24 protein-coding genes are annotated in these 21,707 nt (G+C 64.0%); 13 read left to right on the top strand and 11 right to left on the bottom strand.

The window, feature by feature from the left end:
• Nucleotides 1-12: 12 nt before the first annotated feature.
• From zwf to AC1DVW_RS27360, 4 genes are all read left to right on the top strand, one after another.
• Nucleotides 13-1,389, top strand: a complete 1,377-nt coding sequence (zwf, locus tag AC1DVW_RS27375) for a glucose-6-phosphate dehydrogenase (RefSeq protein WP_477327240.1) — start codon at nucleotides 13-15, stop codon at nucleotides 1,387-1,389.
• A gap of 117 nt (nucleotides 1,390-1,506) precedes the next feature.
• Entirely contained in the window at nucleotides 1,507-2,211 is a 705-nt protein-coding gene (locus tag AC1DVW_RS27370; protein ID WP_477248780.1) for an ROK family protein, read from the top strand.
• A gap of 116 nt (nucleotides 2,212-2,327) precedes the next feature.
• Nucleotides 2,328-2,783: a Ros/MucR family transcriptional regulator gene (locus AC1DVW_RS27365; protein ID WP_477248779.1), complete on the top strand. Its 456-nt coding sequence runs from the start codon at nucleotides 2,328-2,330 to the stop codon at nucleotides 2,781-2,783.
• An 80-nt stretch (nucleotides 2,784-2,863) separates the two neighbouring features.
• Nucleotides 2,864-3,964 (top strand): aminotransferase class I/II-fold pyridoxal phosphate-dependent enzyme, encoded by a 1,101-nt coding sequence (locus AC1DVW_RS27360; RefSeq protein ID WP_477327238.1) that lies wholly within the window; start codon nucleotides 2,864-2,866, stop codon nucleotides 3,962-3,964.
• A gap of 32 nt (nucleotides 3,965-3,996) precedes the next feature.
• On the opposite strand, the gene ctlX is transcribed toward AC1DVW_RS27360, so the two are convergent.
• Both ctlX and AC1DVW_RS27350 read right to left on the bottom strand, forming a co-directional pair.
• Complete coding sequence (ctlX, locus tag AC1DVW_RS27355) at nucleotides 3,997-4,923, bottom strand: citrulline utilization hydrolase CtlX (protein WP_477327236.1); 927 nt, start codon at nucleotides 4,921-4,923, stop codon at nucleotides 3,997-3,999.
• A gap of 2 nt (nucleotides 4,924-4,925) precedes the next feature.
• Nucleotides 4,926-5,978: an ornithine cyclodeaminase gene (locus AC1DVW_RS27350; protein WP_477327234.1), complete on the bottom strand. Its 1,053-nt coding sequence runs from the start codon at nucleotides 5,976-5,978 to the stop codon at nucleotides 4,926-4,928.
• Between the two features lie 137 nt (nucleotides 5,979-6,115).
• Between AC1DVW_RS27350 and AC1DVW_RS27345 the strand changes: the two genes are divergently transcribed.
• Together AC1DVW_RS27345 and AC1DVW_RS27340 are read left to right on the top strand one after the other, a co-directional pair.
• Nucleotides 6,116-6,541 carry an Lrp/AsnC family transcriptional regulator gene (locus tag AC1DVW_RS27345; protein WP_477327232.1) on the top strand — a complete coding sequence of 142 codons (426 nt, stop codon included), beginning with the start codon at nucleotides 6,116-6,118 and terminating at the stop codon, nucleotides 6,539-6,541.
• Between the two features lie 157 nt (nucleotides 6,542-6,698).
• Nucleotides 6,699-7,937 carry an MFS transporter gene (locus AC1DVW_RS27340; RefSeq protein ID WP_477270404.1) on the top strand — a complete coding sequence of 413 codons (1,239 nt, stop codon included), beginning with the start codon at nucleotides 6,699-6,701 and terminating at the stop codon, nucleotides 7,935-7,937.
• Between the two features lie 196 nt (nucleotides 7,938-8,133).
• Here AC1DVW_RS27340 and AC1DVW_RS27335 read toward each other — a convergent pair whose 3' ends face one another.
• From AC1DVW_RS27335 to AC1DVW_RS27325, 3 genes are all read right to left on the bottom strand, one after another.
• A complete protein-coding gene (locus tag AC1DVW_RS27335; RefSeq protein ID WP_477248773.1) occupies nucleotides 8,134-8,766 on the bottom strand; it encodes a class I SAM-dependent methyltransferase in 633 nt (210 codons plus the stop codon).
• Nucleotides 8,767-8,847: 81 nt separating this feature from the next.
• Nucleotides 8,848-9,447 (bottom strand): NADPH-dependent F420 reductase, encoded by a 600-nt coding sequence (locus AC1DVW_RS27330; protein ID WP_477270402.1) that lies wholly within the window; start codon nucleotides 9,445-9,447, stop codon nucleotides 8,848-8,850.
• Nucleotides 9,448-9,478: 31 nt separating this feature from the next.
• Nucleotides 9,479-10,231, bottom strand: coding sequence for an SDR family NAD(P)-dependent oxidoreductase (locus AC1DVW_RS27325; RefSeq protein WP_477327230.1), 753 nt, complete (start codon nucleotides 10,229-10,231; stop codon nucleotides 9,479-9,481).
• 218 nt (nucleotides 10,232-10,449) lie between these two features.
• On the opposite strand from AC1DVW_RS27325, the gene AC1DVW_RS27320 reads away from it, so the two are divergent.
• Nucleotides 10,450-11,373 (top strand): LysR family transcriptional regulator, encoded by a 924-nt coding sequence (locus AC1DVW_RS27320; protein WP_477248770.1) that lies wholly within the window; start codon nucleotides 10,450-10,452, stop codon nucleotides 11,371-11,373.
• Nucleotides 11,374-11,465: 92 nt separating this feature from the next.
• On the opposite strand, the gene AC1DVW_RS27315 is transcribed toward AC1DVW_RS27320, so the two are convergent.
• The 6 genes from AC1DVW_RS27315 to hemC form a co-directional block, all read right to left on the bottom strand.
• Nucleotides 11,466-12,182 carry a glutamine amidotransferase gene (locus tag AC1DVW_RS27315; protein ID WP_477248769.1) on the bottom strand — a complete coding sequence of 239 codons (717 nt, stop codon included), beginning with the start codon at nucleotides 12,180-12,182 and terminating at the stop codon, nucleotides 11,466-11,468.
• A gap of 14 nt (nucleotides 12,183-12,196) precedes the next feature.
• The gene (locus tag AC1DVW_RS27310; RefSeq protein WP_477248768.1) at nucleotides 12,197-12,676 is read right to left on the bottom strand and encodes a tellurite resistance TerB family protein; all 480 of its coding nucleotides are present in this window, start codon (nucleotides 12,674-12,676) and stop codon (nucleotides 12,197-12,199) included.
• A gap of 36 nt (nucleotides 12,677-12,712) precedes the next feature.
• Nucleotides 12,713-14,326, bottom strand: coding sequence for a heme biosynthesis HemY N-terminal domain-containing protein (locus AC1DVW_RS27305; RefSeq protein ID WP_477327228.1), 1,614 nt, complete (start codon nucleotides 14,324-14,326; stop codon nucleotides 12,713-12,715).
• A gap of 10 nt (nucleotides 14,327-14,336) precedes the next feature.
• Nucleotides 14,337-15,809, bottom strand: coding sequence for a COG4223 family protein (locus AC1DVW_RS27300; RefSeq protein WP_477327226.1), 1,473 nt, complete (start codon nucleotides 15,807-15,809; stop codon nucleotides 14,337-14,339).
• 90 nt (nucleotides 15,810-15,899) lie between these two features.
• Complete coding sequence (locus AC1DVW_RS27295; protein ID WP_477327224.1) at nucleotides 15,900-16,616, bottom strand: uroporphyrinogen-III synthase; 717 nt, start codon at nucleotides 16,614-16,616, stop codon at nucleotides 15,900-15,902.
• Between the two features lies 1 nt (nucleotide 16,617).
• Nucleotides 16,618-17,544 (bottom strand): hydroxymethylbilane synthase, encoded by a 927-nt coding sequence (gene hemC, locus AC1DVW_RS27290; RefSeq protein WP_477327222.1) that lies wholly within the window; start codon nucleotides 17,542-17,544, stop codon nucleotides 16,618-16,620.
• A 100-nt stretch (nucleotides 17,545-17,644) separates the two neighbouring features.
• Here hemC and tsaD point away from each other — a divergent pair, with 100 nt between their 5' ends.
• The 6 genes from tsaD (at nucleotide 17,645) to AC1DVW_RS27260 (ending at nucleotide 21,693) form a co-directional block, all read left to right on the top strand.
• On the top strand, nucleotides 17,645-18,730 hold the full coding sequence (gene tsaD, locus AC1DVW_RS27285) for a tRNA (adenosine(37)-N6)-threonylcarbamoyltransferase complex transferase subunit TsaD (protein WP_477327254.1): 1,086 nt from the start codon (nucleotides 17,645-17,647) through the stop codon (nucleotides 18,728-18,730).
• Nucleotides 18,727-19,728, top strand: a complete 1,002-nt coding sequence (locus AC1DVW_RS27280; RefSeq protein ID WP_477327220.1) for an NAD(P)H-dependent glycerol-3-phosphate dehydrogenase — start codon at nucleotides 18,727-18,729, stop codon at nucleotides 19,726-19,728. The genes tsaD and AC1DVW_RS27280 overlap by 4 nt, the downstream gene beginning before the upstream one ends.
• A gap of 25 nt (nucleotides 19,729-19,753) precedes the next feature.
• Entirely contained in the window at nucleotides 19,754-20,050 is a 297-nt protein-coding gene (locus AC1DVW_RS27275; RefSeq protein WP_477248762.1) for a YciI-like protein, read from the top strand.
• 35 nt (nucleotides 20,051-20,085) lie between these two features.
• Entirely contained in the window at nucleotides 20,086-20,511 is a 426-nt protein-coding gene (locus AC1DVW_RS27270; protein WP_477327218.1) for an EVE domain-containing protein, read from the top strand.
• Nucleotides 20,466-21,164, top strand: coding sequence for a class I SAM-dependent methyltransferase (locus AC1DVW_RS27265; protein ID WP_477327216.1), 699 nt, complete (start codon nucleotides 20,466-20,468; stop codon nucleotides 21,162-21,164). Before AC1DVW_RS27270 ends, AC1DVW_RS27265 begins: the two co-directional genes overlap by 46 nt.
• Before the next feature lie 106 nt (nucleotides 21,165-21,270).
• On the top strand, nucleotides 21,271-21,693 hold the full coding sequence (locus AC1DVW_RS27260; protein ID WP_477248759.1) for a DUF1761 domain-containing protein: 423 nt from the start codon (nucleotides 21,271-21,273) through the stop codon (nucleotides 21,691-21,693).
• Nucleotides 21,694-21,707: the final 14 nt, after the last annotated feature.

The raw sequence follows: 21,707 nt of genomic DNA, 5'->3' as shown, positions 1-21,707 counted from the left end.
GGAGGCACGCTCATGAGCCAGGAACGCTCCGACACGCTGGTGCTTTTCGGCGCCACCGGCGATCTCGCCCACAAGAAGATCTTTCCGGCGCTTTACCAGATGGTCGCCAAGGGAACGCTGACCGAGCCGGTGATCGGCGTCGCCTTCGACCCCTGGGACCTCGGCCAGTTGCAGGCGCGCGCCCGCGACGGCATCGTCGACGCGCTTGGCAGCATCGATGACGCGGTCTTCGCCAAGCTGGCCGCTCAGCTGCGCTATGTCAGCGGCGATTATCGCGACGGCGCCACGTTCGAGAAGCTGAAAAGCGCGCTCGGCACGGCGCAGCGGCCGCTGCACTACATGGCGGTGCCGCCGACCATGTTCGAGACCGTCGTCCAGGGGCTGGAGCAGTCGGGCACCGCGCATGGCGCGCGGCTGATGGTGGAAAAGCCGTTCGGCCACGATCTGCAATCGGCGCGCTGGCTGAACCGGGTGCTGCATCTGGTCTTCGACGAACAATCGATCTTCCGCATCGACCACTATCTCGGCAAGGAAGCGATCCAGAACCTGCTCTATTTCCGCTTCGCCAATTCCTTCCTCGAGCCGATCTGGAACCGCAATTTCGTCGAAAGCGTCCAGATCACCATGGCCGAGGATTTCGGCGTCGAGGGTCGTGGCCGCTTCTATGACGATGTCGGCGCTATCCGGGACGTCATCGAAAACCATCTGCTCAACATCCTGCTGTTGCTCGCCATGGAACCGCCGGTCGGCCGCTCCGCCGACGACCTGATCGACGAGAAGGTGCAGGTGCTCAGGGCCATCCGCACGCTGACCAAAGACGATGTCGTGCGCGGCCAGTTCAACGGCTATCTGGCCGAGCCCGGCGTGGCGCCGAATTCGCCGGTCGAGACTTTTGCGGCTGTCCGCTTCTTCGTCGACACCTGGCGCTGGCAGGACGTGCCGTTCTTCATCCGCGCCGGCAAGAACATGCCGGTGCATGTCACCGAAGTGGTGGTGCGGCTGAAGCGACCGCCGCTCGATGTCTTCGACCCGATCAAGCCCACCGACCAGAACTATGTCCGCTTCCGCATCGATCCGCAGGTGGTGATCGCCATCGGCGCCCAGCGCAAGGCGCCCGGCGACGACATGATCGGCGAGCAGGTGGAACTGACGGCGCTCGACGACTCGAAGAGCGACATGCCGCCCTATGAGCGGCTGATCGGCGACGCCATGAACGGCAACGGCCAATTGTTCACCCGCCAGGATGCCAGCGAACTCGCCTGGCGCATCGTCGGCCCGGTGCTCGGCGACACCACACCACCGCATATCTATGAGCCCAGGACATGGGGACCGGCCGATGTGATGGCCGGGTTCGGGCCGCCCAATGGTTGGATCGATCCGGTAAAGTAATCCAGAGCATGATCCCGAAAAGTGGGACCCGGTTTTCGGAAAAGATCATGCTTAAACAAAAAGATAGAGCCCCATTCCGATTCCATCGGGATGGAACAGGCTCTAGGAGGTGAAGCAATGGCCAAAGCGGTGAAACAACCGGCAGCAGGCACGGAGCCGGTCGTGCTGGCGATCGATATTGGCGGCTCGCACGTCAAGATCCTGACCAGCGCCGGCGGCGAGGAACGCCGGGCCGATTCCGGACCGGGACTGACGCCGCAGCAGATGATCGCGACGGTGAAGACATTGGCCGAGGGCCTGCCCTACGACGTCATCTCGATGGGTTACCCCGGCCCGGTGACCCACAACCGGCCGATGATCGACCCGGCCAATCTCGGCAAGGGCTGGGCCGGCTATGATTTCGCCGCCGCCTTCGGCAAACCCGTAAAAGTGGTCAATGACGCGCTGATGCAGGCGATCGGCAGCTATGAAGGCGGACGCATGCTGTTCCTCGGCCTGGGCACCGGCCTCGGCGCCGCGATGATCGTCGACAACGTCGCCCAGCCGATGGAGCTGGCGCACCTTCCCTACAAAAAGGGGAAAAGCTTCGAGGACTATGTCGGCGAACGCGGCCTTGAAAAGCGCGGCAAGAAGAAGTGGCACAAATACGTCTTCGACGTCGTCGATCGGCTTCGCGCCGCCATGCAGCCGGACTACGTGGTCATTGGCGGCGGCAATGTCGACAAACTCGACGAATTGCCTGAGGACAGCAGGCGCGGCGACAACACGCGCGCCTTCGAAGGCGGCTTTCGCCTGTGGCGCGACAAGGCGCTTATCGTCTGATATTAGTCCAGTTTAGTATAGTCGTTCAAAATAACGTGTGATTTAGCGCGAAATCATTGCGTTGTGCAGATTTGCCGACTAGGAATTCCGCCACCCCCGCCGATGGAGAAAATAGATTGTCCGACGATAGCAACAACACCAGCAAAGACGACCTGCTAGAACTGACGGCTCACATCGTGTCCGCCTATGTCGAGAAGAACCGCTTGCCAGCTTCCGGCCTGAGCGACCTTATCGCCAGCGTCAGCGCCTCGATCAGCGGGCTCGGACAACCGGTGACCCCGGTCGCCGCGCCGCTCGTCCCCGCGGTCAATCCGAAGAAGTCGGTGACCCCGGACTACATCATCTGCCTCGAAGACGGCAAACGGTTCAAATCCCTGAAGCGTCATCTCGGCGTGCATTTCGGACTGACGCCGGAGGCCTATCGCACCAAATGGAGCCTGCCGTCCGACTATCCGATGGTCGCCCCCAATTATGCGGCTTCGCGCTCGGCGCTGGCCAAGTCGATCGGTCTTGGCCGCAAGGCCGCCGAACCAGCGCCCGTCAAGCGTCAGGCCAGGAAGGCTAAGGCCTAGGCTGAAAGCAGAATCCTCGCTAAGCAGGCTGGTGGTTCTGCCGGCGGTCCCTCGACGGCAGATGTCGGGGGAGTGCCGCCATGAACTACGCCAGGATGGTGATCGAGAAAGAGGCGCCGGAGGAGTACGGCTACGACCGTATCCGCTACAACCTCTCCGAAAGCTCGATCGGCGACCAAAAACTTTCCGACATCGGCCTGTCGCTGCCCGATCTGACGCTGTTCTATGGCGAGCATCGCGGCGACAAGGAATTGCGCGCCCTGATCGCGGCGCAGGACGAAGGCATCTCGCCTGACGATGTGCTGGTCACCGCCGGTGCGGCGGGCGCGCTGTTCATCATCTCGACCTCGCTTCTGTCCGAGCGCGACCACCTTGTCGTCATCAGGCCCAACTACGCCACCAACATCGAGACGCCCAAAGCGATCGGCTGCGCCATCTCCTATGTCGATCTGAATTTCGACGAGGGTTTTGCCATCGATGTCGGCAGCGTCACAGCGGCCATGCGGCCGAATACAAAGCTGATCAGCGTCACCTGTCCGCACAACCCGACCGGCACGATGATGCGCCAGGCCGATCTCGACGCGCTGGTGGCGCTGGCCGAGGCTAGCGGCTGCCATCTGCTGGTCGACGAAACCTATCGCGACCTTTCCTATGGAACGCGCCTGCCGACCGCCGCCTCGCTGGGCCCGCGCGCGATCAGCGTCTCGTCGCTGTCGAAAGCTTTTGGCATTCCCGGCATCCGCATCGGCTGGCTGGTCACCCGCGACGTAGCACTTCAGGAAAAGTTCCTCGCCGCCAAGGAGCAGATCGGCATCTGCGGCAGCGTCATCGACGAAGGCATTGCGCGCGGCATGCTCGAACGCCGCGACATTTTCCTGGCGGCGCTGCTGCCTGAAATGGCCAGGCGACGCGACATCGTCCAGGCCTGGATCGACCGCGAACCGCTGGTCGACTGGGTGCGGCCGGAAGGCGGCGTCGTCGGCTTCCCCAGGCTCAAGGTCGATCCCGGTTTCGACCTCGACCGCTTCTATGTGAACCTGCTGGAGAACCAGGGCACCTATGTCGGACCCGGCCACTGGTTCGACATGCCGAAAAGTTTCTTCCGCGTCGGCTTCGGCTGGCCGAAGGAAGCCGAATTGCAAGGCGGCCTCGAGGCTATCTCCGCTGCGCTGCGTTCCTGAGCCCCGCGTTCAGATTTCCTGCAGGCCCCGCTTCACCTCTGCGCCAAGTGGATTCCCGCCAGCATGCAGCGGACCGATCCGCCCGCGAGTTCTATGGTCGGAATGTCGAGGCTGATGGGCGCAATGCAGTTTTCGATGGCGGCGACCTGATCGGGACGAAGCGACCGCATCGCCCGCGATGAGATCGCCAACACGCGGCCGTCGCGCCCCTGCAGTTCAAGCGCGTTGCCGGCGAACGCCTCGATCTGCTCGGCTGTCAGGTCGACGACAATGCGCCCGCCCGCTTCCAGCCGTTCGCGCACTTCGGCTCGCCGGCGGTCCGACATGATGCTGGCGAGGCCGATGAGGCAGAGTTCGGTGCCGAGGCACATCATGACGTTGGTGTGGTAGATCGGCCGCCCGGATCGGTCGAAGGCGTCGAACAGCATCGGTTCGAAGTTGAAATGCGTACAGAAGCGCTCCAGCGCCACCTCGTTGGTGCGGTTCGACCGGGCGGCATAGGCGACGCGCTCGATATGGTCGAGCACCATGGCGCCGATGCCTTCGAGAAAAATACCATCCTGCTCCAGTCCGGAATAGTCGATGATGTCCTGGACGCGGTAATGCCGCTTGAGGAACTCGATGATGTCCCATCGCCGTTCCGCCTGCCGGCTGGGCGAAAACATCGGATAGACCGCGATATGGCCGCCGGAATGGGTCGAGAACCAGTTGTTGGGGAAGACCGAATCCGGACGCCCGTCGGTCTCGTCCTCAAAGAGATGGACGGTGACGCCGGCCGCCTCGAGGCGCGCCGCCATGCGCGTCGATTCCTGATAGGCCTCGGCGCTGATCAGGGCGTCCGTCCGCGTTCCGTCACGGTTCTGGAACGCGTTGTCGGCCGCGGTCGCCTCGTTGGGGGTGAAGTGATGCGGGCGGATCATGACGACCCCGCGCGGCGCCTGTGCGGAAACGGAACGCATGGTCATTGCGCCGCGCAAGCCGAGACCGCGTCGCCGGCGGCCGACGCCGACAGCAGGCCAAACAGATTACGCGGATCGGCTGGCTGCGCCAGAAGGTCGATGTCGACGAAGAAATCCGTGCCTTGCACCCTGTCCATGAGGAAGCGGAGCGCGGAAAAATCCTCGATGGCGAAACCGACCGAATCGAAGATCGTCACCTGCCGGTCGCTCCATCGGCCGGACGCGTGGCCGGCGATGACCCGCCACAGTTCATTGACCGGGTAGTCCGACGGCATCTGCTGGATTTCGCCCTCAATGCGGGTCTGCTCGGGAAATTCGACAAAGACGTCGGCGCGCAGCAGGATATCGCGCTGCAGTTCGGTCTTGCCGGGGCAGTCGCCGCCGACGGCGTTGATATGAACACCGGCGCCGATCATGTTGTCCGAGAGGATCGTCGCGTACAGCTTGTCGGCTGTGATCGTGGTGATGATGTCGGCGCCAAGCACCGCCTCTTCGGTGGAGGATGCGCAGAAGATTTCGAAGCCGCGGCCGGCGATGTTGGCGCGGAACTTTTCCGTCGCGGCCGGGTCGATGTCGAAGATACGCAGGTCTCGTATGCCCAGAAGCGCCTTGAACGCCAGCGCCTGGAATTCCGACTGCGCGCCAAGTCCGATGATGGCCATCGTCCTGGCGTCGCGGCGCGCCAGATATCTGGCCGCCAGCGCCGAAGTGGCGGCCGTGCGCAAGGCGGTGGTGATGGTCATTTCGGACAGGAACCGCGGATAGCCCGTCGCCACATCCGACATCATGCCGAAGGCGGTCACAGTCTGCAGGCCGTGCTGCGTGTTCCCAGGATGGCCGTTGACGTATTTGAACCCGTAGAGATCGCCATCGCTGACAGGCATCAGCTCGATCACGCCGGCAGCGGAGTGGCTGGCCAGGCGCGCGGATTTCTCAAAACTGTCCCAGCGGCGGAAATCGGCCTCGATGTAATCGGCCAAGCCGATGATGAAGGCTTCCACCCCGATCGAATCGACCAGCCGTATCAGGTTTGCCGTGCCGACATATTGCACCATCGATGCGCTCCGCTTGGAAGAGGAATTTCTGACGAGACGAGAGCATAGGGCTGGCAAAATTTACAAGAAACCTGCAGAGTGCTCGAAATTGATGCTGGAACTGGGCAATATGTTCACCATAACCTTGCAACATTGACATGCACATCTTCGATGAAATCGATCGCCGGCTGATTTCGGTCCTCAGGGAGGACGGCCGCGCGCCCATTTCAAAGCTCGCCGACATGCTCGATGTTTCGCGCGGAACCGTGCAGGCACGGCTGGATCGGCTACTGTCGTCGGGCGCCGTGCTCGGCTTTACCGTCCGCGTGCGCCAGGACGTCGACGATCAGGCCATCCGCGCCATCATGATGGTCGAGGTCACCGGCAAATCCACCACCACCATCATCAAGCGGCTGCGCGGTATACCGGAGCTGTATTCGCTTCATACGACCAACGGCACCTGGGACCTGATCGCCGAGATTCATGCGACGAGCCTTTCGGACTTCGACCGTGTGCTGCGTGAAGTCAGGGCAATCGATGGCATCCTCAACAGCGAAACCAGCCTGATGCTGAGCAGCGTATAAGCCTCGCCAACACCGGCCGCGGGCAGAAAATCCCTTGATCCAGCGCCGATTTTAGCGCACACCCCGCCGCGAACTGAGCTAACGTTCCCTTGGCCGGACCAGCGCCCATCGTGGAAGTGCCCCGCCGGCCAATGCCATCCCAACGGGGCCGATCTCCATGACACCTGACCAGACACCGCCCGACCAGCGCTATGCCGCCTTCCGGCATCGCGCCTTCCTCAGCTACTGGGCAGCGCGCTTCCTCACCACCTTCGCCACCATGATCGTTTCCGTCGCGGTCGGCTGGCAAATCTATGATTTGACGCGCGATCCCTTCGATCTCGGCATTGTCGGCATCGTCCAGTTCCTGCCGTCGCTGCTGCTGGTGCTGGTCACCGGTGCCGTCGCCGACCGCTTCGGTCGCCGCCTGATCATGGCGCTGGCGACGGTGATCGAGGCAGGCTGCGCGCTGGTTCTTCTGCTCCTGACGCTGCGCGGCCTCGTCAGCCCGCTGCCGGTCTTCGCCGTGCTCGCCCTTTTCGGCGTGGCGCGCGCTTTTTACGGACCGGCCTCGTCGTCGCTGTTCGCCAATCTGGTGCCGCCGGAGGATTTCGCCAACGCAATTGCCTGGAACTCGTCGGCCTGGCAGACCGCGACCATTGTCGGCCCGGTCGCCGGCGGCCTTCTCTATGGCGTCTCGGCCGAAGCCGCATACGCCGTCGCCGCCGCGCTGATGCTGGTGGCCGGCCTGCTGATCTTCACCATTCCCAAGCCCACCCAGCAGAGCGCCACCGACAAGCCGACGATGGAGACGCTGTTTGGCGGCTTCCGCTACATCTGGAGCGAGAAGATCGTGCTCGGCGCCATCTCGCTCGACCTGTTCGCCGTACTTCTGTCAGGCGCCTCGGCACTGCTGCCGGTCTATGCGCGCGACATCCTTCAACTCGGCCCCTGGGGCCTCGGCTTGCTGCGCTCGGCGCCCAGCATCGGCGCCATCTGCGTCGCCATCTGGCTGGCCGGCCACCCGCTCCGCAACCATGCGGGTATGATCATGCTGGCCGCCGCCGCGTCGTTCGGCGCCTTCACCGTGCTGTTCGGCCTGTCGACCATTACCTGGCTGTCGATCGCAGCACTCGTCTTGCTCGGCGCCACCGACATGTTCAGCGTCTATATCAGGGAGACGCTGATCCAGCTGTGGACGCCGGACGAACTGCGCGGCCGCGTCAACGCCGTCAACCAGGTCTTCGTCGGCGCTTCCAACGAGGTCGGCGAGTTCCGCGCCGGCACCATGGCGGCGCTGATCGGCACGGTCCCGGCGGTGGTGGTCGGCGGTGTCGGCGCCATCGCGGTTGTCGGCCTGTGGGCCTGGCTGTTTCCGCAGCTGCGGCGGGTGCGGCATTTGAACGGGCGGAATTGATTGGGCGCTGGATCCAGGCCACTGGATCCAATTCTGGGGCTAATCAGCTTGCGCCGGCAACGGCTGAGATGGGGCCGACAGCCTACGATCCGGTTCTAACCGATGTCTGCAGTAAGCTGTCGTTGCGAAACCAACCCACAATCGGTCGTCGCACTTGTCAAAGTCGCCGACCTCATCGTTGGCGGATAGCTCAGTGTCAGATCTTCACAAACCGATAGGCGAAGCGATCGGTCTCGCCCTTGATCGAGGGATCGAACACCTTGATCGAGTGCGCATCATCCTTGTTCGCGAGTATGGTGCTTTCCGCGTCCAGCACGAAGCCGGCCGCCTCCACCTCCTCGCGGACGGATGCAGGCTCAATCCGATGCAGCGACTGGGCGTCGCTTGTGCCCGTCCCTGCGGCGGCGGCGTGGTCGACAATAACGTAGAACCCACCGGGCTTCAGCCGCTCGTGGACAACTCGATTGAACTGGGCCGCCGTCGCGCCCCTGGCCTGGATCAGCGCGGTGTGGAGATCGTGGTAGAACAGGTGCAGCCACACGATATCGGCAGGTTGCGTGGCTTCCGGCAGCGCGACGAGGTCAGCTGAGACGGCTTCGACGTTCTCTCGGCCAGGCTCCTCCGCAAGCGTCCGCATGCGGCCGACCGGATCGCTCTTGAAGTGGGCGACTTCGGCCGGCACGAAGCTGTAGACCCGCCCCTCCGGTCCGACGGAGTCGGAGAACAGACGCGTCCAATCGCCCTCGCCTGGGTAGACGTCAATGACAGTGGAGCCCGCATCTACACGTGCGAACCGGATCAACTCGGATAGCTTGGATTGGTCGTACATCGGAATCTCCTTTACGGTTGGGCATTTCGCTTGGATCGGATCGCGCCCGATCCGATCCAGGCGGTTGGCACGTCGTGTGGTTCAGTCGAACTTGACCAAGTCCTTGAAGATCAGATGCCCCCAGCTATTTCCGCGCGCCTGGACCAGCAATCCGCCTTCCGAAAGCCGGCCAAGGTTGATCGGCGCGAAACCGAGCTTTTCCGCAAGCACGCCAATCTCCGCTGCGGCGTTTTCATCGTCGCTCGCCAGGAACACGACCCTCCTGCCACCATGAACGGCCGGATCCTGATCAAGGACGGCAGCGACCAGATGGTTGAAGCCCTTGACTAGTTTTGCGCCAGTGAATGCCTGTGCAACGAAACTGGAAGAAGGCTGTCCCCCCAGTTTTTCAGGAGGCACGCCATAGGCATTGGTCATATCGACGATGACCTTCCCCTGCCAGGTGGCGAGCGCCTTCGCGACCTCCGGGTGCGACTCGAAACGGACAGCCAAGAAGATGATGTCCGCCTTGACCGCGTCCGCCAGCTTCTTGGGGATGATCGTGCGCCCGATCGCGGCCGCATCGGCTGCAAAGCTTTCCGGGTCGTGCGTGGTTGCAACGGACACGTCGATGCCCTTGCGGGCAAACGCCTTGGCCAGTGCTCGGCCGATATTGCCGAAGCCGATGATTGCGTAGCTCATGATGCTTCTCCGATCTTGTGTTAACGCCGGGTCAGACCTGCGCCCAACCACCATCGACGGCGAGATCCATACCGGTGATGTAGGAGCTTTCATCGGAGGCGAGGAACGTGACAGCAGCCGCGATTTCCTCCGGTTTGCCCCTGCGACCCATTGGGATCTGTGAAGCAAACTGCGCGACCGCTTGCTCGGCTTGCTCAGCGGTAAGGCCGGTCGTTGTCGCCAAGGCGGGAGTCTCGATCGCGCCAGGGCTCATCGTATTGACGCGGATATTGCGGTCCTTCAGCTCCTGGGTCCAAGACCGCGAGAAGCTGCGAACAGCCGCCTTGCTTGCCGCGTAGGTGCTGAACGCTGGCAGCCCCATCACATTCGAGACCGAAGAGTTCAGAATGATCGATCCGCCGTCTTTCAAGATGGGAAGGGCCTTCTGAACCGTAAAGAACAACCCCTTCACGTTCACATCGAAGGTCTGGTCAAAATGGGCCTCGGTAGCTGCCGCGAGCGGAGCGATTGTCCCGGCGCCCGCGTTTGCGAAGAGAATGTCTATCTGACCATGTTTCTCCTTCACGACGGCATAGAGCCGGTCCAGGTCCTCCAGGCGCGACACGTCGCCGACGACTGTTGTCACGTTTCTCCCGATAAGGGCCGCGGCCTCCTGTAAGACTTTCTCGCGTCGCCCAATGATCACGACCTGCGCACCTTCTTCCACGAAACGCTTGGCTGTGGCCAAGCCAATCCCGCTGCTTCCGCCGGTGATGACTGCGACTTTACCTTCGAGTGCTTTCATAATCTTTTGTCTTTCGCTGATTGGCTGTACGGTGAGGTTTCATCGAGAACCTCAAAATGGGTCCGCCGAAGTCAGGCGGTGAGTGCGGAATCGCGCACATCGGTGGTGCGAAAACGATCCAGCTGGACGATTGAACGCCGCGATATCGCGCGCACTACTACAGATCAGTGTGTTAGATATGGGGTTGGAAGGCGCACCACGTGGTGCTGGATTGCACCATGATCGACTGGGATGACGTTCGCTATTTTCTTGCCGTCGCGCGCGGCGGCTCGGTGCGGGCCGCCGCCAAGCGCCTTGGCGTGAACCACGCGACCGTGCTGCGACGCATCGCCCAGCTCGAGGAAAACTTGGGGGCGCAGATGTTCGAAAAGCTGCCTTCGGGGTACCGCCTGACGGCTGCGGGGGAAGAGGTCCTCGATCTCGCGCACCAGATGGAAGCGTCGTCGCATTTGCTGGAGACGCGCGTCTTCGGTCGCGACCAGAGCGCGCGCGGGCTTTTGCGGGTGACGCTTCCACCGTTCCTCGCCACACACTTGCTCATGCCGGATCTCGCCGACTTTGCGCGTTTGCATCCGGACATCGAGATGGAAATCTTGACGTCCGGCGAGGTGGCAAATCTGACCAACCGAGAGGCCGACGTCGCGATCCGTATTGTCGCCGACCGCAAGACCCTGCCTCTCAATCTGCACGGCCTGAAGGGACCGCAGTTGTTCAGCGGCGTCTATATGTCTCGCGATCGACTAGCCGCGTTGAGTGCGGGCAAGCCTGATCCCATCCGGTGGATCGTCATAGACGATCATGGAATTCCGGACTGGGCGCGCGAGGTAAACGTTCACACCACGGGAGCTCCGTTCAGGACTCCTGACGCCGAGACGCAGATCATCGCGGCGCAGCAAGGGATCGGGATGACGAAACTCCCGTGCTTCGTCGGAGATACCGACCCCCTGCTGGTGAGGGTGCCGGGCACCAACCTGCCCATGCACGGGACACTCTGGCTTCTCACGCAGGGGGAGGCACGCAAGACGAAGCGCGTGCGGCTCTTCACGGAGTTCGTATCCCGCAGGCTCGCCGCGTACACTCCGCTTCTCGCGGGTCTGTCAGTATCGCGCGAGGCGACGGTGCAGCCGTCGCCGGCCGGATGACCGAATGGCGGCGCAAAGCGGTCGTCCACGCCTCGGCGAACGTAAGTAGTCTTTGGCTCAAGCTAGACCGTTCAGAGTAATCGGATTTTACCCTATCCCACAGCCGGCCGTCCAAAAATCGTCTGTAGGAATTCGCTGAGCCAGCGCTTGAGGTGCATATCCCAGATCAGCCGGCCGCCGAGATGGTCGCGGCCGGGCTGCGCGCCGGGCAATTCGAAACGGTGCGCGCCGCGCACCACCCAGCGCTGCATCATCATTTGGGTCAACTCGCCATGAAACTGGATGCCCCAGGCATTGTCGCCATAGCGGAAGGCCTGGTTGGGATAGGTCTCGGCCGTCGCCAGCAGCGTCGCATCCCTGGGCAGCGAAAAGCCCTCGCGGTGGAACTGGTAGACCATCTCGGGCCAGTGCAGCAGCCTTTTGCCGGCTTCTGTCGCTTTCAGCGGATACCAGCCGATTTCGACCAGCCCCTCGCCGTGACCCTCGACCTTGCCGCCGAGATGGTTGGCCAGCATTTGCGCGCCAAGGCAGATGCCGAGGAACGGCCGGTTCTCCCTCAACGGGATCTCCAGCCAGTTGGTCTCGCGGCGGACGAACTCATCCTCGTCATTGGCGCTCATCGGTCCACCGAACACCACGCTGCCGGCATGGCCGTCCAGCGTTTCCGGCAAGGCGTCGCCCAGCGGCGGCCGGCGGATGTCGAGATCGAAACCTTCTTCGAGCAGCATGTGACCGACGCGACCGGGGCTCGAAGTCTCCTGATGCAGCACGATCAGGATCTTTGGCTTCGAACTCGGTCTGGGCGGCATGGGAAGGCGGGATCCTATTCGTCGCTCGACGTTCCGGTGGCGCCGGGCGCTTCAGCCGCCGCCTTGCGGCGTGCCTCGACACGGTCGCGGCGTTCGACGCCGATCAGCTCGGCGACGCGCCAGACGGTGTTGTCCTCGAGCTCGTGCAGCTCGCCATCGGCGTAGACGATCTCCCACATCAGGCCGATGAAAGCCTTGCGCGCCTCGGCATCGAGATGGCGCTTCAGCACGCTGGTGAAGGCATAGAGGTCGATCGCCTCATTGTCGGCGCGCTCGCCTGCGGCGGCCAGCGCATCGAGTTCGGCGCCGCTGATCGAATAGCTTTCCGCCAGCACTTCCTTGAACCGCTCCCATTCGACGTCCTGACGCACGCCGTCGGCGTTCATCACATGATAGAGAAGGGCAGATGCCGCAACGCGCGGATCGTCCGCGTTGGCGCGGGCGCCGGCACCGCTCGGCAGGTCCTTCAGAAATGAGAGAACGCGTTCGAACATCAATTTATTCCCAACCGGCCAACGGGCCTATTCACATCAAAACAGTCGAAACCGGCGCGGTGACTTCTCCGCTTCCTCATCGGGATCGACGCCGGGGTCGTCGGGCAGCCGGGCAAGTTCCTCCGCCGGCTCAACGGCTTCGGCATCGGCCGGCACCGCGGCAAAGGCGGCGGCGGTGACCGGCGTGACCAGCTCCTCGCCGCTTTCCGCTACCGCTCCGGTCGCTCCTGTCGTCTTGCCGGCGAAAACAGCCGGGTGAGCGATCACGTCGGCAGGCTTTTCCTTGACCGATACGACTGGCGCCGCAATTGCCGGCACTTCGGCCTCCGGCGTTTCCTCATGGCTGTCGATGAGCTGGCCGAGTCGCTCCATCGGCGCGCGCCATTCGAACGCGTCGAGCTTGCCGGTGACCGGCGACACCGGCGCCCAGCGCTCGGAGATGACGCCATCGGCAACCCAGGCCGGATCGCGCGGCGCCCGCACTGCCTTCGACAGCAATTGCCGCACCTTGCCCTGGTCGCCGCTCTCGGCCTCTTCAATGTCGGCCAAAAGCAGATAGGCGCCTTCGCGGCGGTCCATGCGGATCGCGGCCTCGGCCTCGCGCCGCGCGGTGGCAAAATCCTGCGCATCAAGTGCCGCGCGCGCCACCGTCATTGACGATTCGGCGTGGTTCTTCTTCATCTCCTGCAGCTTCTTTGCCCGGTTCAGGCGATCGAGCACGGCGTCGCCCGGCCTTGCGTGGGTGTAGAGTTCGGCGATCTCCGGATGCGGCTCGGCCTTCCAGGCCGCCTCGAGGATCTTCGAGCCCTTGCGCACATCGTTTTGCCGAAACAGCGCGGTTGCAGCAACGACCGCGGCCGGGGCGAAATCCGGGCGCAGCCGGTTGGCCTCGACCGCTGCGGTTCTTGCGGCGTTGGGATCGCTGTCGAGCAGCGCCTGCGCCTTGGCGGTGAGCAGCACGGCGCGTCGCCGGTTGGCCGCGTCGCGCTCGATCTGCCGCGTCGACTTCTGTGCGTCGACCAGTTTCAGCGCACCGTCCCAGTCGCCGCGCCCGGTCAGGTCTTCCAGCGTCGATTCGGCGGCCCAGGCCAGTTGCGGCGCCATCACCGCGGCACGGCCGGCATAGTGCCGCGCCGCATTGCGGTCGCCGAGCCGTTCGGCTTCGAGATAGAGCCCACGCAGGCCGAGCAGCCGCATTTCGGGGTCGTCGAGCATGGTCTCGAACTTTTCGCGGGCGCCCTCATGGTCGCCTTCGAGCAGCGAGGCCTGCGCTTCGAGCAGATGGATCAGCGGCTCCTGGTCGGAGCGGATCAGCTTTGCCGCTTCCTTGGTCTTCTTGCGCGCCAGCGCGCCGTCACCGGCGCCGGCGGCGATCATGCCGGTCGACAGCGCCTGGTAGCCGCGGTCACGGCGGCGCACGCGGAAATAGCGCGAGATCGTATAGGGGCTGTTCCACAACGACTTGATCAGCCACCACAGAATCATCACCGCGGCGACGATGGTGACGATCGCCACCGCCGCCACCATCAGGCTGACCTGATACTGATAGCCGTTGAAGGTGACGAGCATCTCGCCCGGCCGGTCGGCCAGCCAGGCAAAACCGAGGCCGAGGGCGAAAACGACGGCGAGAAAGATCAGAATTCGGATCATCTTAACTCCCTCACGCCTTCATCGCGCCAGCGATCAGCGCGTCGACCTGGGTCTCGACCTCGATGCGCGCCTTCAGTTTGCCGGCAAAATCGGCGCCAGCGGTCTTCACCGCTTCGGGCAGCGTCGCGTATTCGCTGAGCGCCTTGGCGTAATCGCCCTGGTTGACCGCAACCTCCATGCGCGCGACGGTTTCCGGCGCGCCGGCGCCTTCGACGGCGCCAATCGGCCTGACCTTGACCAGCGATTCGGCGCTCGACAACAGGTTCTGCAGGAAGCCGGCATTCTCGTCGACAGGAGTGGCAGCGGCGACCATGGCAGTGGCCGCGGCATCGGCTTCCGCTGCGATGTCGGTGCGGGTCGGAACGCCCTTTTCGGCGTAGGCCCGCAACGTTGCGATTTGCGGCGCATCCGGTGAAATCGCGGCAAAGGTTTCGAGTTCGGCCGCGAATGGCGCGCCCCGATCGAGCGCCGCCTTCAGCGCCGAAGCGGCAATGGCGAGCGCGATCTTCGGCTGCGACGCCTGGGCTTCGACCTTGCCGGACAGCTGTGACACCGACTGTTCCAGCGCGGTCAACCGGCCTTCCTGCGCCTTTGCCGCCTCGCCGGCGGATTTCACCAGCGCGTCGAGCCCGGCGAGCTTTTCGTTGAGCGGGCCGAGATCGACCGGCGCCGCATTGCCGGCCTGGCCGAGCGCGGCCACCGCCGTCTCGATCTGCTTGACCTTGTCGCCCAGTGCGGCAAGCCCGGCATTGTCGCCGGCGCCGCCTTGCTCGACCGCCGATTTCAGCGCCGCGACATCGGTCTTGACCTGATCCAGCGCCGCCGACAGCCCATCCACCTTGGCCGATGCATCGGGATTGCCGCCTGCTTCCTTCAGTCCTGATATCTCGGTCTTCAGCGAAGCGATTTCGCCATTGACGCCGTCGAGCGACACGCCGCCTGCACCGGAGCCCGGCCCGCCGAGCAGGCCGGCAAATTGCAGCCCACCGGCGCCGACCAGCGCGATGACGCCGCCGATGATGCCGGCAGCGATGCCGTTGATCCCGCTGCGCTTCGGCTGAACTGCCATCGGTTGGTCCCTTGTTTCGGCTTTTCGTGCTGCATCTTTGGTGGCGCCCGCCTTGGGCGATGCGTCCTCGAAACTGTAGTCGGAGGTCCTGGGGCGGCTCGGCGGTGCGTCCGAGCCGGGATAGGTGGATTCCGGTTCCGTGGAGCCTTTGGCCTCGGTCGGCGCTTCCGTTTCGGCCTGCGGAGAGGCCGCTGCCGCGTCGGCGTGCTCCCACGGCTCGAGATCGACCTGGTCGGCATGCACCGGCTCTTCAGGCACCTCGGGCTGCGAAACCGCTTCCTCCGCCCTCACGTCTTCGGCGTGCGCCTTGACGGCATCCTCGTCGACGATGCGCGACACGGCGCCGGGTTCGAGCTCGATGGTCACCGGCTCGCGCCGGCTTTTCGAATGTCGCATCTTCGGCGTCTTGACCATGCTTGGGCTCCGCAAAATTCGCTTCGGGATGGTTCAAATGGGTCTAGCACATCACCAAGCGGTGAAAAGGGGCGGCGTGATGACACGGGGTCAGCGCCATATCCGCAAAAGCTCAAGCAACGCGTCTTCGTGAGGTTCCGTCGCAATCCGGATTTTTTCACCAGCGAATTCGTCCAGGGCTGCGGCAATACGCGCCGACAGGACGAAAACAAGCGTCTTTTCAAAGAGATCGCGCAGAGCTGACCGCCTCGTCAGGGTTTGCAGCGCTGCCGCCGCCTTGGCCGAATAGAGCAGCGCCGCCTCGACCGGCTGGCCGGACAGGCGTTCGACAATTGCACCGTCGGAATAGTCCAGCGTCACGGTGTCATAGGTCTCAACGGCGCGAACCAGCACTCCTTCTGCCTGCAGCCGCGCCTCGAACGCCGGAAACCGCACCCGCCCGCTGAGATAAACGATCGTCCTACCCGAAAAATCACCGGCAATCGCATCAGCCAGTGCCTCGGCGTCGCCAGCACCTTCGCTGACGGCCAAAAATCCCGCCGCACGCGCGGCTTCCGCGGTCCTTTTGCCGACGGCATGGCAAGGCAAGGCGGCGAGCGCGGCGATGATTTCTTTCGGCGCATGGCGCACCGCATTGGCGCTGGTGATCGCAACGGCCGTGGCGTCCCTGGCGACCGCGCCGGCCTCAACCGGCAACGCCATCGTATCGGTCAATGGCAACAAAATCGGCTGAAAACCCATGTCCTGCAGCCGCCGCGCCGTGCGTGACGCCCCCGGTTCCGGCCTGGTCACCAGGACGCGGACCATGTCAGGCCCAGCCGTCAAAAAATGTTTCGCCGGCCTTGGCCCGTATTGTCCGGGCCGCGTCCTCGCCGATGCGAGCGGCCTCGTGTGCCGGGCCTTGCGCGTCGACTTCATGGGAGACTGTGCCGTCCGGCGAGATGATCAGCCCGGCAAAGAAGATGGTTTCGCCAGATATCGTCGCATACCCGGCGATCGGCGTGCGGCATGACCCGTCAAGCGCCGCCAGAAAAGCGCGTTCGCAGGCCAGTGCCTGGCCGGTCGGCGCATCATGGATGGCCACAAGCATCTTTTCCACGTCACGATCGCCGATGCGGCTTTCGATGCAGATCGCGCCCTGCCCCGGCGCCGGCGGAAAGCTGTCGAGCGGCATCAGATCGGTGACGACATGTTCGAGCCCGAGCCGCTTCAGCCCGGCATAGGCGAGGATGGTGCCTTCGGCGACGCCCTCGTCGAGCTTGCGCAGCCGCGTCTGCACATTGCCGCGAAACATCACCACATCGAGATCCGGCCGCATGCGCCGGATCAGCGCATGGCGCCGGAGCGACGATGAGCCGATTTTGGCGCCCTGCGGCAGGTCGGCGATTGTTTTCGCCGCCTTGCCGATAAAGGCGTCGCGTGCATCCTCGCGCGGCAGGAAGGCGCTGAGTTCCAGCCCGTCGGGCAGTTTCGTCGGCATGTCCTTCGACGAATGCACGGCGATGTCGATCCTGCCGGCGAGCAGCGCCTCCTCGATCTCCTTGGTGAACAGCCCTTTGCCGCCAGCTTCCGACAGCGGCCGATCCTGGATGCGGTCGCCGCTGGTCGAGATGACGACCACTTCGAACGCCTGGCTCGGCATGCCATGCGCCGCCGTCAGCCGCGCCTGCGTTTCATGCGCCTGTGCCAGCGCCAGCGGGCTGCCGCGTGTTCCGATTCTCAAGATTGTTTGCATGGCGCGCGGTCCGTGATAACCCCCGGCAAGCGAGGCCTTTCCGGGCTTTCTCCTAACGGGGAAAGGCGGGCTGCACAATCTCGAGGGTAGCGACGAATTGATCCGCGTTCTGGGCATTGAGACGAGTTGCGACGAGACCGCCGCCAGCGTGGTGACGCTCGACGGCGCTTCTGCGCCGGTGATTGCCTCCAACATCGTGCTCAGCCAGATCGAGGAACATGCCGCGTTTGGCGGCGTCGTGCCCGAGATTGCCGCGCGCGCCCATGTCGAGGCGCTGGACGGCATCGTCGAGGCGGCCCTTGCCGATTCGGGCGTCGCACTCGCCGACATCGATGCCATCGCCGCCACCGCCGGTCCCGGCCTTGTCGGCGGGCTAATCGTCGGCCTGATGACGGCCAAGGCCATCGCCGCCGCCGCCAACAAGCCGCTGATCGCCATCAACCACCTCGAAGGCCATGCGCTGACGGCAAGGCTGACCGACGGCCTCGATTTTCCCTACCTGCTGCTGCTGGTTTCCGGCGGCCACACCCAGATCGTCGCGGTGCGTGGTGTCGGTGACTACCGGCGCTGGGCGACGACCATCGATGATGCGCTCGGCGAAGCTTTTGACAAGACCGCCAAGATGCTCGGCCTGCCCTATCCCGGTGGGCCGAATGTCGAGAAGGCGGCAGCCAACGGCAATGCCTCGCGCTTCGCCTTTCCGCGGCCGATGAAGGGCTCCGCACAGCCCGATTTCTCCTTCTCCGGCCTCAAGACCGCCGTGCGCCAGGCGGCAACGGCGATTGCCCCGCTGAGCGATCAGGATGTCGCCGACATCTGCGCCTCTTTCCAGACAGCGGTGGCCGATGCGCTGGGTGACCGCGTTTCGGGGGCGCTGAACCGGTTCCGTCAGGAATTTCCCGGCAAGGCGGACCCAGCGCTGGTCGTTGCCGGCGGCGTCGCCGCCAACCGGACGATCAAGGCGACGCTGGAAACGCTGTGCGATCAGGCGGGCTTCGCTTTCATCGCGCCGCCACTAAAGCTTTGCACCGACAATGCGGCGATGATCGCCTGGGCTGGCATCGAGCGGCTGCGGGCGGGCCTGGCGGAAGAGAACGGCTTCGATTTCGTGCCGCGCTCGCGCTGGCCACTGGACAGCATTTCTGCGCCGATGGTCGGCTCCGGCCGGCGCGGGGCCAAAGCATGACGGGCCGGGGCAAGACCGGCTGGCGGGTCGCCGTGCTTGGCGGCGGCGCCTGGGGCACCGCGCTGGCGCTGGCCATGCTGCGCGCCGGCCATTCGGTCCGGCTGTTCGCGCGAGACCCGGAAACCGTCGCGGCTATTCGTGGCGGCGCGAACCCGCGCTATCTCCCCGGCATTGCCATCGAGCCCGGCATCGAGGCGACGAGCGATATCGGCAAGGCACTAGATGGCGCCGATTGCGTGCTGGCGGTGGCGCCGGCGCAGTCGCTGCGCGCCATGCTGTCGGCCGCGAAGAGCCACATGCCGAAATCCATCCCGCTGGTGCTCTGCGCCAAGGGCATCGAGCGCGACACCGGCGCGCTGCTGTCGGCGATCGTCGAAGAGATCCTGCCCGACAATCCGGTTGCCGCTTTGTCTGGCCCCAGCTTCGCCACCGACGTCGCTCGTGGCCTACCGACGGCGGTGGTGGTCGCCGCCCGTGGCGACGAACTGGCAGCGGAGCTTGCAGCCCGCTTTTCGGCTGAAAATCTGCGCTGCTATTCGAGCGACGACCTGATCGGCGTCGAGATCGGCGGCGCGCTGAAAAACGTCTTTGCCATTGCCGCCGGCGCCGTCACCGGCGCCGGGCTCGGCGCCAGCGCCCAAGCCGCCATGGTGACGCGCGGCTTCGTCGAATTGCGCCGCATCGGCGCCGCCTTCGGCGCCAGGCCGGAGACGCTGATGGGACTTTCCGGGCTCGGCGATCTTTTGCTTACCTGCTCATCCGCCCAGTCGCGCAATTTCGCCTATGGGCTGGCGCTCGGCCAAGGCAAGGCGCTTGCCGGCCTGCCGCTGGCCGAGGGCGTGCCGACTGCGGCGATCGCCGCCCGCATCGCCACCGAACGCCAGATCGACGCGCCGATCATCGCCGCTGTATCAGCCATACTGGACGGCACCATCACCATCCGCCAGGCTGTCTCGGCATTGATGACAAGGCCGCTGAAGACCGAAACCGACCTCTGATCTCGAACAAACCGGAGTTTTGAAAATGCTGTTTGCGTTGGTATGCAAGGACAAGCCTGGAAGCCTGCAGGTGCGCATCGACACAAGACCTACCCATGTCGCCTTTCTCGAGGGTCTGAACGCCGACAAGAAGCTGGCTTTTGCCGGCCCGTTCCTCGATGCCGACGGCAAGCCGAACGGCAGCCTCGTTGTGGTCGAAGCGCCGGACCTTGCCGGCGCACAAGCGCTGTCGGCTGCCGACCCCTATGCCAAGGCCGGCCTGTTCGAAAGCGTCGAAATCCGTCAGTGGAACTGGACCTTCAACAAGCCGGCGGCTAGTTAATCGCTGGCGGGCGAACCGCAAGGAGGAGCAAGAGAATGAACTACTGGCTGTTCAAATCCGAACCTTCTGTGTTCTCCTTCGAGGCGCTGAAGGCGAAGGGCAAGGCCGGCACGCAATGGGATGGTGTGCGCAACTATGCGGCGCGCAACAACATGAAGGCGATGCAGATCGGCGATCTCGGCTTCTTCTACCATTCCAACGAAGGGCTGAACGTCGTCGGCATCGCCGAGGTCTGTGCGCTCGCCCATCCCGATACCAGCACTGACGACCCGCGCTGGGAATGCGTCGACATCCGCGCCTTCAAGGACGTGCCAAACCCGCCGACGCTGGAGCAGGTCAAGGCCAATCCCAAGCTGGCCGAGATGGCACTGGTGCGGCTCGGCCGGCTTTCCGTGCAGCCGGTGACGCCGGCCGAATGGAAAGAGGTCTGCCGCATGGGCGGCCTGACGCCCGTGCCGTGACGGCGCTCACCCCCAACAGCGCGAAAAAATTCATCCTCGACAACACGGCGCTGATGGCGCCGCCGCATGTGCCGGAGATTCTTCTGCGGCTGGCCGACGAGGCGCATGATCTTTGGCAGCGGACGGAGGACGAGCTGGTCGAAATCGGCCTGCCGCCGCCCTTCTGGGCCTTCGCCTGGGCCGGCGGCCAGGGCCTTGCCCGCTATGTCCTCGACAAACCCGATACGGTGCGCGGAAAGCGCGTGCTCGACTTCGCCTCCGGCTCCGGCCTTGTCGCCATTGCCGCCGCCAAGGCGGGTGCTGCCGAGGTGATTGCCGCCGACATCGACCCGTTCTGCGAGACGGCGATCCGCCTCAATGCCGAGGCCAATGACGTTGGCATCACATTCCTCGGCACGGACTGTATCGGCACCGATGCCGGCTGGGATGTGATTCTCGCCGGCGACGTCTTCTACGACAAATCCTTCGCCGACATGCTGATGCCATGGTTTGCAACGCTGAAGACGCGCGGCGCCGACATCCTCGTTGGCGATCCAGGCCGCTCCTATCTGCCGAAGACTGGACTGATGCCGCTTGCCGTCTATGAAGTGGCGGTGACGCGGGCGCTGGAGGATGCCCTGGTCAAGCGCACGACCGTCTGGCGCTTCGCTTGACGCCACCGCCGAACAGGCGTTCCATCGCACACTGATTTGAAAAATATGCATATCGTTATCCCAAATCGCTCACACGTTTGGGCGACATGCTTGAGGGGAGGACTTTATGGATTTTTCGGTGGTGAACTGGTTGGCCGTGGTTGTCGCAGCCGTGGCGGCGTGGCTGTTTGGCGCCATCTGGTACACAGTACTCAGCAAGCCTTGGATGAGGGCGGCCAGGATCGATCCGTCAACGTCAAAGAAATCAATACTGCCCTTCATCATCTCCTTTGTCACCGAACTGATCATGGCGCTGGTCTTTGCCCTGGTCGTCGGCGCGATAACCGGCGGCGAGCCGACACTTGTCGCAGGCCTCGTCTTCGGCTTCGTCCTTTGGCTCGGCTTCGTCGCCACGACGCTGACGGCCAACCATCGCTATGAAAATTTCGGCTGGGATCTGACCCTCATCGACGGTGGCCACTGGCTTGGCGTGCTGCTGATCATCGGCGCGGTGATCGGCTGGTTCGGCGCGCCGGTGGTTGCGGGCTGAACCCTCAGGGCTTT

Source organism: Mesorhizobium sp. P3_B5 (genome assembly GCF_056402815.1).
Note: the sequence above shows the minus strand (reverse complement) of the source record. Positions and strands in the feature narration are given on the sequence as shown.